Below are 12,755 nucleotides of genomic sequence, written 5' to 3'. Positions count from 1 at the left end.
CTGTTCGTCGATAGGGTGGCGCCCGTGAGATTACGCTTCGTCGCTGCCCTCGCGTCCCTGTTCGTTCTCCTCTCCCCCGCCGCCGTGGCGAACGCCGCGGTGTCGGACGATCCGCTGCTCGATCAGCTGCGGTCCATTCCCGGTCTCACCGTCGTCTCGGAGACCCCGGCCACCGGATACCGGTTCTTCCTGCTGAGCTACCGCCAGCCGGCCGACCACCGGCACCCGTCGAAGGGCTCCTTCGAGCAGCGCCTCACGCTGCTGCACCGCTCCAGCGACGCTCCGGTGGTGCTGGCCACCAGCGGGTACGGCCTGGCCGTCGCACCCCGCCCGTCGCAGACCGAGCCGACCTTGCTGCTCAACGGCAACCAGGTTTCGGTCGAGCACCGCTTCTTCCGGACGTCGCGGCCCGCGCCGGCCGACTGGTCGGACCTGAACATCTGGCAGGAGGCGACCGACGAGCACCGGATCGTCACCGCGCTCAAGAGCGTCTACTCGGGCAACTGGATCCGCACCGGCGGCAGCAAGGGCGGCATGGCGTCCGTCTACCACCGCCGCTTCTACCCGCGTGACGTGGACGGCGTGGTCGCCTACGTGGCGCCGGACGACGTGATCAACCCGGCCGACAGCGCGTACGACCGGTTCTTCGACACCGTCGGCACGCCGGAGTGCCGGAAGACCCTCGACGAGGTGCAGCGTCAGGCGCTGCTGCGCCGGGACCGGCTGGTGCCGCGCCTGGAGGCGGAGGCGGCCGCGCAGGGCTGGACGTTCAGCGGCAGCATCGGCACCGCGGACCGCTCGTTCGAGATGACCGTCCTGGACTCGGTCTGGGCGTTCTGGCAGTACAGCCTGGAGTCCGACTGCGCGAGCGTGCCGGCGGCCACGGCGACCGACGACGAGCTGTGGGAGTGGATCGACGGGGTGGCCGGGTGGAGCTTCTACACCGACCAGGGCCTGGAGTACTACTTCCCGTACTACCGTCAGGCCGCGGCGCAGCTGGGCTGGCCGGAGCTGCGGTTCGAGCACCTGCGCGGGCTGCGCAACCACCCGAAGCTGTACACCGCGAACTCGTCGCTGCCGCCGGAGTTGCGGACCTGGCACAACCCGCTGCCGATGATCGACGTCGACCTGTGGGTGCGGACCGCGTCGGAGCGGATGATGTTCATCTACGGCGAGAACGACCCGTGGGGCGGTGAGCGGTTCACACCGAGCCGCCGGGACTCGGTGCTCTACGTCGCGCCGGGCGCCAACCACGGTGCGAACATCGCCCGGCTGAACCCGGAGGACGCCGCCGAGGCCACCGCCACGCTGCGCCGCTGGGCCGGTGTGCCGGCGGCGCTCAGCACCCTGTCCGTCTCGGACCTGCCGCTGGACGACATGATCGAGGACCGCCGCCACTTGAAATAAAGTTAACAAATCGAATAGCTTGAATGGCATGCGTATTCGCCTAGCCGCACTCCTCGCATGCGCGCTGTCACTGACCGCCGCCTCGGCCCCGGCCGAGGCGGCGCGCCCGTCCGTAGCCCTGGGCAGCGTCCTGCCCGCACCGGCCGAGGTGCGCCCGGCCGGCGGCACCTTCCAGCTGACCAGGCGCACCGTCGTCGAGGCGCCACCGGCGGCACGGGCCGTCGCCGAGCACCTCGCGGCAGCACTCCGGCCGGCCACCGGATACCGGCTGCCGGTCGTCGGCCGCGCCCCGGCCGGCACCCCCGCGATCTCCCTGGAACCCGGGCACGCCGAGGCGCGGCTCGGCACCGAGGGCTACCGGCTACGGGTGACCGGCACGCGGGTCACGCTGCGGGCCAGGGGGAACGCCGGGCTCTTCGCCGGCGTGCAGACCCTGCTGCAACTACTGCCGCCGGCGATCGACGCGGCCGCTCCGCAGCGCGGCCCCTGGATCGTGCCCGGCGGGGACATCACCGACTATCCGCGGTTCGCCTACCGCGGCGCGATGCTCGATCTGGCCCGGCACTTCCACACCCCGGACGAGATCAAGAGGTACGTGGACGAGATCAGCCGCTTCAAGGTCAACCACCTGCACCTGCACCTCTCCGACGACCAGGGCTGGCGCATCCAGATCGACTCGTGGCCGCGGCTGACCACGGTCGGCGGCGCGCCCGGCACCGGCGTCGACGGCACCGGCGGCGGCTTCCTCACCAAGGCCGGCTACCGGGACCTGGTCCGCTACGCCGCCGCCCGGTACGTGACGATCGTGCCGGAGATCGACCTGCCCGGACACGTCAACGCCGCGCAGGTGGCGTACCCGGAGCTGACCTGTGACGGGGTCGCGCCGCCGCCGCGCACCGACACCGCGGTCGGCTACAGCTCGCTCTGCATCGGCAAGGAGGTCACCTACCGCTTCGTCGAGGACGTGATCCGGGAGCTGGCGGCGCTGACGCCCGGGCCGTACCTGCACATCGGCGGCGACGAGGCGCACGCCACCAGCGACGCCGACTACGTGACGTTCCAGGAGCGGGTCCTGCCGCTGGTCGCCAAGTACGGCAAGACCGCGTACGGCTGGAACGAGATCGCCAAGGCACCCGCCGCCCGGACCGCCGTCGCGCAGTACTGGGGGCTCTCCACCGAGAACGCCACCCTCGCCGCGGCCGTGGCACGGGGCACCAAGGTGATCATGTCGCCGGCCAACCGCGCCTACCTCGACATGAAGTACGACCCGTCGACCCCGCTCGGGCTGAGCTGGGCGGCCTACATCGAGGTGGCCGACGCGTACGGCTGGGACCCCGGCACCCACGTCAGCGGTGTGCCGGAGAGCGCCGTGCTCGGTGTGGAGGCCCCGCTGTGGTCGGAGACCCTGCGCAAGCTCGACGACATCGAGTTCATGGCGTTCCCGAGGCTGGCCGCTATCGCCGAGCTCGGCTGGTCCCCGGCACGCGACTGGGAGTCCTTCCGGTCCCGCCTCGGCGCCTACGGCCCGCGCTGGACCAACCGGGGTGTCGGCTTCTACCCCTCTCCGCAGATCGGCTGGGCTCACTAAAAGCACCGGCTCTCAGCCCCCACCAGGGACTCCTGGTGGGGGCTGACGTGTTTCGGTGTCACAACGTTGACGAACCAGTGACGCATCTGCAACATTGAATGCCCGCTGCTGAAATAAGTAAGCAGAACAACGAAAATTCGCGGCGGACGGAAGCAAACTCGTCACAGGACGGATCCCCCATGAAACGCTCCCGCCTGTTCGGCGCGGCCCTCGCGGCCGGGCTGATCGTCCTCGGCATCTCCCCGCCCGCCGCGCACGCCGCCGGCGGTCCCAACCCCGCCGCCGGGAAACCGGCCTCCGCCAGCGGCTCTCTCGGCGCCCAGCCCGCCTCCGCCGTCACCGACGGCGACCAGGCGTCCTACTGGGAGAGCCCCAACAACGTCTTCCCGCAGTGGATCCAGGTCGATCTCGGCGCCACCGTCGCGATCGACCAGGTGAAGCTCAAGCTGCCGCCGGCGACCGCGTGGGCCACCCGCACGCAGACGCTGAGCGTGCAGGGCAGCACCACCGGTTCGAGCTTCAGCACGCTGTCCGCCTCCGCCGGGCGCGTCTTCAACCCCGCCACCGGCAACACCGTGACCGTCGACTTCACCGCGGCGAGCGTCCGTTACGTGCGGGTGCACATCACCGCCAACACCGGCTGGCCGGCCGGTCAGCTCTCCGAGCTGGAGGTGTACGGCGTGGCCGGCACCGACCCGGATCCCGACCCCGACCCCGATCCGCCCACCGGCAGCAACCTGGCCGGCGGCAAGCCGATCGAGGCGTCCTCGACGATGTTCAACTTCGTGGCCACGAACGCCAACGACGGCAACGTCACCAGTTACTGGGAGTCGAACGGCTTCCCGTCGACGCTCACCGTGAAGCTCGGCTCCGACGCCGACGTCACCGGGGTCGTCGTGAAGCTCAACCCGGACGCGGCCTGGGGACCGCGCGTCCAGAACGTCCAGGTGCTCGGGCGCGTCGGAACGGCCACCGGCTTCACCGAGCTCAAGGCGCGTGCGGACTACAGCTTCAGCCCGTCGGGCAACCAGAACACGGTCACGATCCCGGTCAGCGGCCGCGCGTCGGACGTACGCCTGCAGTTCTATGCCAACAACGGAGCGCCGGGTGGGCAGGTGGCCGAGTTGCAGGTGCTCGGCGCCTGGGCGCCCAATCCGGACCTGGTCGTGACGTCCACGACCTGGACCCCCGCAAGCCCCGCGGAGAACGCCGCGATCACCCTGACCGCGACCGTCCGCAACGCGGGCAACGCCGCCGCGGCCGCGACCAAGGCCGACTTCCGCCTGGGCGGCACGGTCGCCGGCAGCGCCGACGTCCCGGCGCTGGCCGCGGGCGCCTCAGCGACCGTCTCCGCCAACATCGGCGCCAAGGCGCAGGGCAGCTACACGGTCTCGACCGTGGTGGACCCGGCCAACACCGTCGCCGAACAGAACAACGACAACAACACCTTCACGGCGTCCTCGCCGCTGGTCGTCGCCCAGGCGCCCGGACCGGACCTGACGGTCACCGCGATCAGCACCAACCCGGCAAACCCGGCGGCCGGCGCGGCCGTCAGCTTCACCGTTGCGGTCACCAACCGCGGCACCAGCGCGGCCGGTGCCAGCACCACCCGCCTCGCCGTCGGCAGCACCACGCTGACCGGATCGGCCCCGTCGATCGCGGCCGGCGCGACCGCGACCGTGAGCATCGGCGGCACCTGGACGGCCACCAGCGGCGGCGCCACCGCCACCGCGACGGCCGACTCCGCCGGTGCGGTCGCCGAGACCAACGAGTCCAACAACAGTCTGGCTCTGCCGATCGTGGTCGGGCGCGGCGCGGCGGTGCCGTACACCGAGTACGAGGCCGAGGCGGCCCGTTACCAGGGCACCCTGGTGCAGACCGACCAGCTGCGCACGTTCGGGCACACCAACTTCGGCACCGAGTCCTCCGGCCGTCAGTCGGTGCGCCTCAACAGCACCGGCCAGTTCGTCGAGTTCACCTCCACGAACCAGGCGAACTCGATCGTCGTCCGCAACTCGGTTCCGGACTCCGCCTCCGGCGGCGGCCAGGACCACACCATCAGCCTGTACGTCAACGACGTCTTCAACCGCAAGCTCACCCTGTCTTCGCGCAACAGCTGGGTGTACGGCACGACCGACGACACCGAGTCGCTGTCCAACACCCCCGGCCCGGACGCACGGCGGCTCTTCGACGAGTCGAACGCGCTGCTGGGCACGTCCTACCCGCCGGGCACCCGGTTCAAGCTGCAGCGCGACTCGGGTGACAACGCGTCGTTCTACATCATCGACCTGATCGACCTGGAGCAGGTCGCCCCGGCCGCGTCCCAGCCTGCCGGGTGCACCTCGATCACCCAGTACGGCGCGGTGCCGAACGACGGGATCGACGACACGGCCGCCATCCAGCGCGCCGTGACCGACGACGAGAACGGCGTGATCAGCTGCGTCTGGATCCCGGCCGGCAAGTGGCGGCAGGAGCAGAAGATCCTCTCGCCGGACCCCACGCGCGGGCAGTGGAACCAGAAGGGCATCCGCAACGCCGTGATCCGCGGCGCCGGCATGTGGCACACCCAGCTCTACAGCGACACCCAGCCGCACCAGGTCACCGGCAACATCAACCACCCGCACGAGGGCAACGTCGGCTTCGACATCGACGACAACACCCAGATCTCCGACCTGGCGATCTTCGGCAACACGCAGAACCGGGCCAACCGCGGCCACGGCCTCAACGGCCGGTTCGGCAAGAACACGAAGATCAGCAACGTGTGGATCGAGCACGTCAACGTCGGCGCCTGGGTCGGCCGCGACTACTCGGACACCCCGGCGTACTGGAACCCGGGTGACGGTCTCGAGTTCACCGGGATGCGGATCCGCAACACGTACGCCGACGGCATCAACTTCTCCAACGGCACCCGCAACTCGCGGGTCTTCAACTCCTCGTTCCGCACCAACGGTGACGACGCGCTGGCGATCTGGGCCAACCCGTACGTCAAGGACCAGTCGGTGGACATCAACCACAACGACCACTTCCTCAACAACACCGTCCAGCTGCCGTGGCGGGCCAACGGCATCGCCATCTACGGCGGGTACGGCAACTCCGCCCAGAACAACCTCGTGTACGACACCGCGAACTACCCCGGCATCATGCTGGCGACCGACCACAGCCCACTGCCGTTCTCCGGGACGACGCTGCTGGCCAACAACGGTCTCTACCGCACCGGCGGGGCGTTCTGGAACGAGGACCAGGAGTTCGGGGCGATCACGCTGTTCCCGTCCGGCCGCGACATCGTCGGCGTCACGATCCGCGACACCGACATCGTCGACTCCACCTACGACGGCATCCAGTTCAAGACCGGCGGCGGCAACATGCCGAACGTCGCCATCACCAACGTGAAGATCGACAAGTCGAACAACGGCGCCGGCATCCTCGCGATGAGCGGGGCCCGCGGCAACGCGACGCTGTCGAACGTCACCATCACCAACTCGGCCGACGGCAACATCGTCACCCAGCCGGGCTCCCAGTTCGTCATCAGCGGCAGCTGATCTGATCGGCGCCCCCCGGCTCGTGGAGCCGGGGGGCAACCGCTGAAATCGAGATCACTCCGGTCGGGCCGGCGGAGTCCTCAGACCCGGTGGAACCCGGCCGATGGCCCCGGCGTGTCACTGCTGCGTGTCTATGCCGCTCTGACCGGCCTGCTGGTGGTGACGTACCCAGCGTGGCCGGCCGAGCTGCGGGGCTGGCCGCTCCTGCTGGTCACCCTCAGTCCCCTGCCCGCCCTGCTGGTCGGTGTGCGCCGCGCCCCGGCGGGTACCCGGGCCGCGTGGTGGCTGCTGCTGGCCGCCACGGTCGTCTACGACGCCGGCAACGCCGTCTGGGTGTGGCTCGTCGCGCACTCCGGGCGTGCCGACGCCGACGCCGACGCGATCGTGAACGTGACCATGACCGGGGGCGGCGCGCTGGTTCTGGCGGCGTCGCTGGTGGTGGTGCTGCGGCGGGGACGCGCGGACATCGGCGGCATCATCGACTCGGTCATCGTCGCCGTCGGCCTGGGCGGCGTGCTCTGGGACACCGTGCTGCTGCCTGCGATGACCCACCACGGCATGTCCACCGGCGAGCAGCTCAGCCGGTTCGTGAACGTCTTCCTGCTGGCCGGCACGCTGGGTGCGCTGCTACGTGTCTCGCTCGCCGCCGGCCGCCGGGTGACATCGGTGTCCCTGCTCGGCGCGGCGATCGCGCTCGCGCTGGTGGAGAACGTGTCCTTCGCGCTGGGCTCGGACTGGGTGAACGTCCCGTACATGGCGGCCTTCGTGGCTGTCGGGTGCGCCGCGCTGCACCCGTCGATCACCGAGATGACCATGCCGGGCCGGGCGCCGGTCGACGACCTGAACACACCTCGCCTGGTCTTCCTCGGCGTCATGCTGGCGATCGGCCCCCTGCTCGGGGGCGGCCGCGCACTGCTGGGCCTGCCGATCGACGGCGTGCTGCTCGCGGTCTCCTCGGCCGGGATGATCCCGCTGGTCATGGTACGGATCGCCCGGCTGTCCAGCGCCCGGCGCGACGCCGAGCACGCCCTGCACCGGCTGGCCACCTCCGACCCGCTGACCGGACTGCCCAACCGGGCCGCCTGTGTGGAGCGGATCTCCGCCGAACTGGCCGCCGGGCCGGACGACCTGGCGGTGCTCTTCTGCGACCTGGACGGATTCAAACCGGTCAACGACCGTCTCGGCCACGCGGCCGGCGACGCGCTGCTCGTCGGCGTCGCCGACCACCTGAGCAGCGGCCTGCGCGCCGACGACCTGGTGAGCCGCTTCGGCGGCGACGAGTTCGTCATCGTCTGCCGCGGTCCCGGCGCGGCCGAGGCGATGGTGGACCGGATGCGGGCGCTGGTCGCCCGGGCCATGCCCGCCGGCGACGAGCAGGTGCGCATCGGCTGCAGCGTGGGCGTCGCGCACGCCCGGCCGGGCGACACCACCGACGACGTCGTCACCCGCGCCGACATGGCGATGTATCAGGCCAAGAGGCGCAAGCAGATCGGTGTCCTGAGCCTGGCCGCGGCGTAGGACCGGGCCGACATCCGGCATTCGGGCACCCCGCCCGCTCGCCGCTGGGAGCATCAGGCAATGGCGTCCACCAGCACTTTCAGCAGCAGGCTCGTCGGCGGGTTCGCGCTGACCGTCGGACTGGCACTGTTGATGGGTGCCGCCTCCGTCACGGCGCTGACCACCGTCACGAGCAGCAAGGACGACGTCATCCGGGCGTCCTCCGAGCAGCTGTCCGAGAGCCTGGTGCTCGGCACGGTCGCCGAGCAGCGGATCGCCGACTACCGCGCCTACCTGCTGAACCCGTCGGCCGACAACCTGAAGAACTTCACCGCGGACCGCACCGCGTTCCTCGACAAGATCAAGGAGCTGCGGGCGAGGATCACGGATCCGGTCACACGCAGGCTGCTCGACGCGGTGGCGCAGGCCGAGGGCGTCTACACCGCGGCGCTCGAACCGGTCGTGGAACGCCGCAGGTCGCTCACCAGCCTCGCCGACATCACGCAGCTCAACGCGAGTCAGGTCCCACCGGCACGCCGCGCACTGAAGCAGGCCATCGCCGAGCTCAGCGCCGGTGTGCAGACCGATCTCGACCAGGCGCGCCGGGCGTCCTCCCGGACCGCGACCCGGTCGATCATCCTGATCGGCGTGCTGGTCGGGCTGAGCGTCGTCTCCGCAACGCTGATCGCCTACCGGCTGTCGCGGGGGCTGCGCCGCGAGGTCGGCTCGGCCGTCAGTCACATCCAGAGCTCGTCGGCGCAGCTCGAGGCGGCCGCCGCGACGCAGGCCGTCGGCGGGCAGGACCAGTCCAGCGCGATGAACGAGATCACCGCCACGATCAACGAACTGATGATCACGTCCCGGCTGATCGCGGACAACGCCCAGCGCGTCTCCAAGATCGCCGAGGACACCACGCAGGCGGCACGCAGCGGCGACGCCACGATCGACCAGACCCGGCAGTCGATCGCGGAGATCCGCAGCCAGATGGACGAGATCGTCCGGCACATGCTGGCCCTCGGCGAGAAGTCCCAGCAGATCGGCGGGGTCGTCGAGCTGGTGAGCGAGCTCGCCGAGCAGACGAACATCCTGGCGATCAACGCGACCATCGAGGCCAGCGGCGCCGGCGAGTGGGGCCGGCGATTCGCCGTCGTGGCCGAGGAGATCCGCAAGCTGGCGGACCGTACGGCGGTCTCCGCCAAGGAGATCCGGTCGCTGATCGACGACATCCGCGAGGCGGTGCAGACGACGGTCAAGGCCACCGAGTTCGGCGCCCGCGCGGTCGACAACGGGGTCCTGCAGGTCGATCACGCCACCACGTCGTTCCGCCGGATCGCCGACCTGGTGTCGACGGCCACCGACGCCAGCCGGGAGATCGAACTGACCACCAAGCAGCAGAGCACCGCCGTCGAACAGGTCAACGTCGCCGCCTCGGACACCGCTCGGGTCACCCGGGAGACCGAGGCGAGCGCCATGCAGACCCGGCAGACGGCGTCCCACCTCACGTCGCTCTCGGGCGACCTGCAGAGACTGGTGGGTGCCGCGTCCGGCTGACGCCCGCCTCGCGGCGGTGCCGCTCAGTGCGGACCGGGAGGTGGCGGCGGTTCAGGTGGCGGAGGAGGCGGGGGCGGAGGCTGCGTAGGCCGAGTGTCCATCACATCACGTTACGGTCGTGACCGGCCGAGAATCCACACGTTGATCTAGGTCGATGTGGTGCGGCGGCACATGGGATCATCGATGACACGTTTGTAACGTCCCCGACATGAATCCCCGTCGGTACTGGCCGGTACTCCTGGCCGCGGCGCTGGCCGTCGCCGGCTTCTCCGCCGCACCCGCCGCACTCACGCAGGTCGGCTCGTTCGGCAGCAATCCCGGCGCTCTGCGCATGTACTCCTACGTCCCCGCCGGCCTGCCCACCGGCCGCCCCCTGATCGTCGCGCTGCACGGCTGCACCCAGAGCGCCGCCGACTACCACAGCCACTCCGGCTGGCCCAGGTACGCCGATCTCTACCGTGCCGCGGTCGTCTACCCCGAACAGACGTCCGCCAACAACGCACTCGCCTGCTTCAACTGGTTCACGGCCGGGGACATCCGGCGCGGCCAGGGCGAGGCCCTCTCGATCAAGCAGATGGTCGATCACGCGATCCGGGCGTACGGCTCGGACCCCGCCCGGGTCTATGTGACCGGGCTGTCGGCGGGCGGCGCGATGACGGCGGTCATGATGGCGGCCTATCCGGATGTGTTCGCGGCCGGTGCGGTGATCGCCGGGCTGCCCTACGACTGCGGCACGATCTGCCAGTACCAGGCGCAGTCCAAGACGCCGCAGCAGTGGGGTGACCTGGTCCGCGCCGCCTATCCCGGTTACGGCGGGCCGTGGCCGAGGGCCTCGATCTGGTACGGCACCTCGGACACCACCGTCGTCCCCGCGAACGCCACCGAACTGCGCGACCAGTGGACGAACGTCTGGGGCGTCTCGCGGACACCGTCCGCCACCGCGTCCCTGCCCGGATCGACGACCGTCGAGCATTACCAGAACGCCGTCTCGCTGTACCGGGTGCAGGGCATCGGGCACGGCACACCGGTCAACACCGCGGAGCAGTGCGGAACAGCGGGCACCTATTACCTCGACTCGATCTGCTCGTCGTACTACATCGCGCAGTCGTGGGGCCTGACCGGGAACGGCACGCCGCCGCCCTCGTCGCCCCCTCCGGCCACCCAGCCTTGTTTCACGGCCAGCAATTACGCGCACACCACCGCGGGCCGGGCCTACCAGTCCGGCGGAAACGTGTACGCCAACGGGTCGAACCAGGCGATGGGCCTGTGGAACACGTTCACCGTGCACACGCTGCGGCAGACCGGTCCCAACCACTACGTCCTCGCCGACGGGCAGTGCTAGGCGAGGCTGCGGCAGAACAGCGCGTCGGGAGTTCGTGACGAGAACAGGCGGCCGGTGTACGCGACACCGGCCGCGTACTCACCGTCGGCGCACTGGCCCTTGTAGTGGCCGGAGGCGAAGTCGCCACCGGGGTTGCCGGCGGGACGGTTGTCGCCACGGTCGAACCAGACGGTCCGGCCGGTGTCCGTGGCGAGACCGGACGCGGTTCCGCAGAGGACGCTCGACACCGCGGCGCCGCGCACCGCGTACCCGATCAGCATCGAACCGGCCGGGCACTGCAGTTTCGTCCAGCCGGACGCCCAGTCGCGGCTGACGTACCGCTCGTCGCGGACCACCTGATAGCTGCCCCACGCCGTGAAGTCCGCACACAGACCCCGGTTGCCGGTATGGCTCAGGCCGATCAGCCGCTGACCGTCCGGGCAGGCGGCCTTGCGGGCACCGCTGTCCCAGTCGGGCTGCGCGCGCATCCGCAGCGAGGCGACGAAGTCACCGTGGTCGGGGCTGAGCATCGAGCGGGACGGCACCGGCGTCACGTACCCCTGCTTTGCCGTCGCCGTGACCAGCCGCTGCCAGGCGGCGGACCGCCAGTCGGCGTCGTCGAGCAGGCCCGACCGCCGCCCGGAAGCGTCGAAGAAGAGCAGGCCCCACTCGTTGCCGCTCTCCGCCCAGCCGATCGCCGGCCAGTAGGCGAAGTCCGCGTCCGCGGCGGCCAGCACGTTCACGAAGTTCTCGAACCACGCCCGCTGGCTGCTGCCCGGCGCGGCGTTCGCGTCCACGCCGAACTCGCTGATCCACACCGGCGCGGTGAAGTGGTTGCCGGGTTCACCTGCGACGAACAGGGCGTCCCGGTTGACGACGGCGGCCAGGTCGGCGGCGCTCAGGTCGCGGTAGCGCGGATCGCTGGTCTCCCCCACGCCGGTCGCGCCGCTGTGGTTCGGGCCGGTGTAGTCGTAGAAGTGCGCCGAGTACACCAGCTTCCCGGAGCGCACCAGCGTGTGCGACAGCGTCCGGGCCGGTCGCAGCGTCGGCCGCTCGTGCGCGAAGCCGTCCACCGGGATGCCCGTCCAGTTGATGCCCTCGACGATGATCAGCAGGTTCGGGTTGGCCTCGGCGAGGATCCGGTCGCCGGTGCGCTGCGAGGCGGCGAACCAGTCGTGCGCGTTGCCCCAGCCCCAGTTCGGGTCGTCCATGACCGTCCGGCGTACCTCGTTGTAGAGGTCGGCACCGGCCACCCGCGGGTTGTCGCGGTAGCGGCGGGCCATGAACAGCCAGTCGTCCTCCCACCGCTGGACGGTCTGCGAGGTGTTCCACCGCTCGTTGCCGTCGACCGCGCAGCACCAGCGGGTCGTGTTCGTGTGGTTGTTGAGGATCACCGCGAGTCCGGCGCCGGTCACGGCGGCGACGACCTGGTCGTACACCTGCAGCGGGGTGAGCCCGCGCAGCTGCGGGTTGGCCCGCACCGCGGCGTCGGCGACCGGCTGCGTGTCGCGCACCATCTCGTTGGAGAACGGCAGGCGCACGCTGTTGATACCCAGGTCCTGGAAACCCGTGATGATCGAGGCGATCGGCGCGCGGTCGAGGCCGAGCGGGACCCGCCCGGAGTTCTCCCCCGCGTGGTGGTTGGCGTTGTCGGCCGTGTCACCGGACCCGTTCCAGGTGCCGCTCGCGCCGTGCCAGTTCGCCGAGCGCAGCTTGAAGCGCACGCCGTCCGCGTCGACGATGTACCGCCCCCGGGTGGAGAGCGGCCCGGTCCAGGTGTCTTCTTCCGGTGCTGCGCCAGGCAGGAGCGCCGTTGCGAGCAACAACACCATGAGGCGTACGGCCATAGGCA

7 protein-coding genes are annotated in these 12,755 nt (G+C 70.5%); 6 read left to right on the top strand and 1 reads right to left on the bottom strand.

The genetic code is table 11. The features are described from left to right. The first annotated feature begins 24 nt into the window (after nt 1-24). The 6 genes from AB0M02_RS24675 (at nt 25) to AB0M02_RS24650 (ending at nt 10,924) form a co-directional block, all read left to right on the top strand. On the top strand, nt 25-1,407 hold the full coding sequence (locus AB0M02_RS24675) for a S28 family serine protease (RefSeq protein ID WP_364230431.1): 1,383 nt from the start codon (nt 25-27) through the stop codon (nt 1,405-1,407). 28 nt (nt 1,408-1,435) lie between these two features. After that, nucleotides 1,436-2,995 carry a beta-N-acetylhexosaminidase gene (locus AB0M02_RS24670; protein ID WP_364230429.1) on the top strand — a complete coding sequence of 520 codons (1,560 nt, stop codon included), beginning with the start codon at nt 1,436-1,438 and terminating at the stop codon, nt 2,993-2,995. 179 nt (nt 2,996-3,174) lie between these two features. Next, nucleotides 3,175-6,534: a CARDB domain-containing protein gene (locus tag AB0M02_RS24665; RefSeq protein WP_364230426.1), complete on the top strand. Its 3,360-nt coding sequence runs from the start codon at nt 3,175-3,177 to the stop codon at nt 6,532-6,534. Nucleotides 6,535-6,648: 114 nt separating this feature from the next. Beyond that, nucleotides 6,649-8,052: a GGDEF domain-containing protein gene (locus AB0M02_RS24660; protein ID WP_364230425.1), complete on the top strand. Its 1,404-nt coding sequence runs from the start codon at nt 6,649-6,651 to the stop codon at nt 8,050-8,052. A gap of 60 nt (nt 8,053-8,112) precedes the next feature. Beyond that, nucleotides 8,113-9,582, top strand: coding sequence for a methyl-accepting chemotaxis protein (locus AB0M02_RS24655; protein ID WP_364230423.1), 1,470 nt, complete (start codon nt 8,113-8,115; stop codon nt 9,580-9,582). Nucleotides 9,583-9,790: 208 nt separating this feature from the next. Beyond that, entirely contained in the window at nt 9,791-10,924 is a 1,134-nt protein-coding gene (locus AB0M02_RS24650; protein WP_364230420.1) for a PHB depolymerase family esterase, read from the top strand. On the opposite strand, the gene AB0M02_RS24645 is transcribed toward AB0M02_RS24650, so the two are convergent. Next, nucleotides 10,921-12,750, bottom strand: a complete 1,830-nt coding sequence (locus AB0M02_RS24645) for a cellulase family glycosylhydrolase (RefSeq protein ID WP_364230418.1) — start codon at nt 12,748-12,750, stop codon at nt 10,921-10,923. The genes AB0M02_RS24650 and AB0M02_RS24645 overlap by 4 nt on opposite strands. Between the last annotated feature and the right edge of the window lie 5 nt (nt 12,751-12,755).

The sequence above is a fragment of the Actinoplanes sp. NPDC051861 genome (assembly GCF_040681145.1).
In the GTDB taxonomy this organism is placed as follows: domain Bacteria; phylum Actinomycetota; class Actinomycetes; order Mycobacteriales; family Micromonosporaceae; genus Actinoplanes.
The sequence above is the reverse complement of the archived record's forward strand: the minus strand, read 5'-3'. Positions and strand labels throughout refer to the sequence as shown.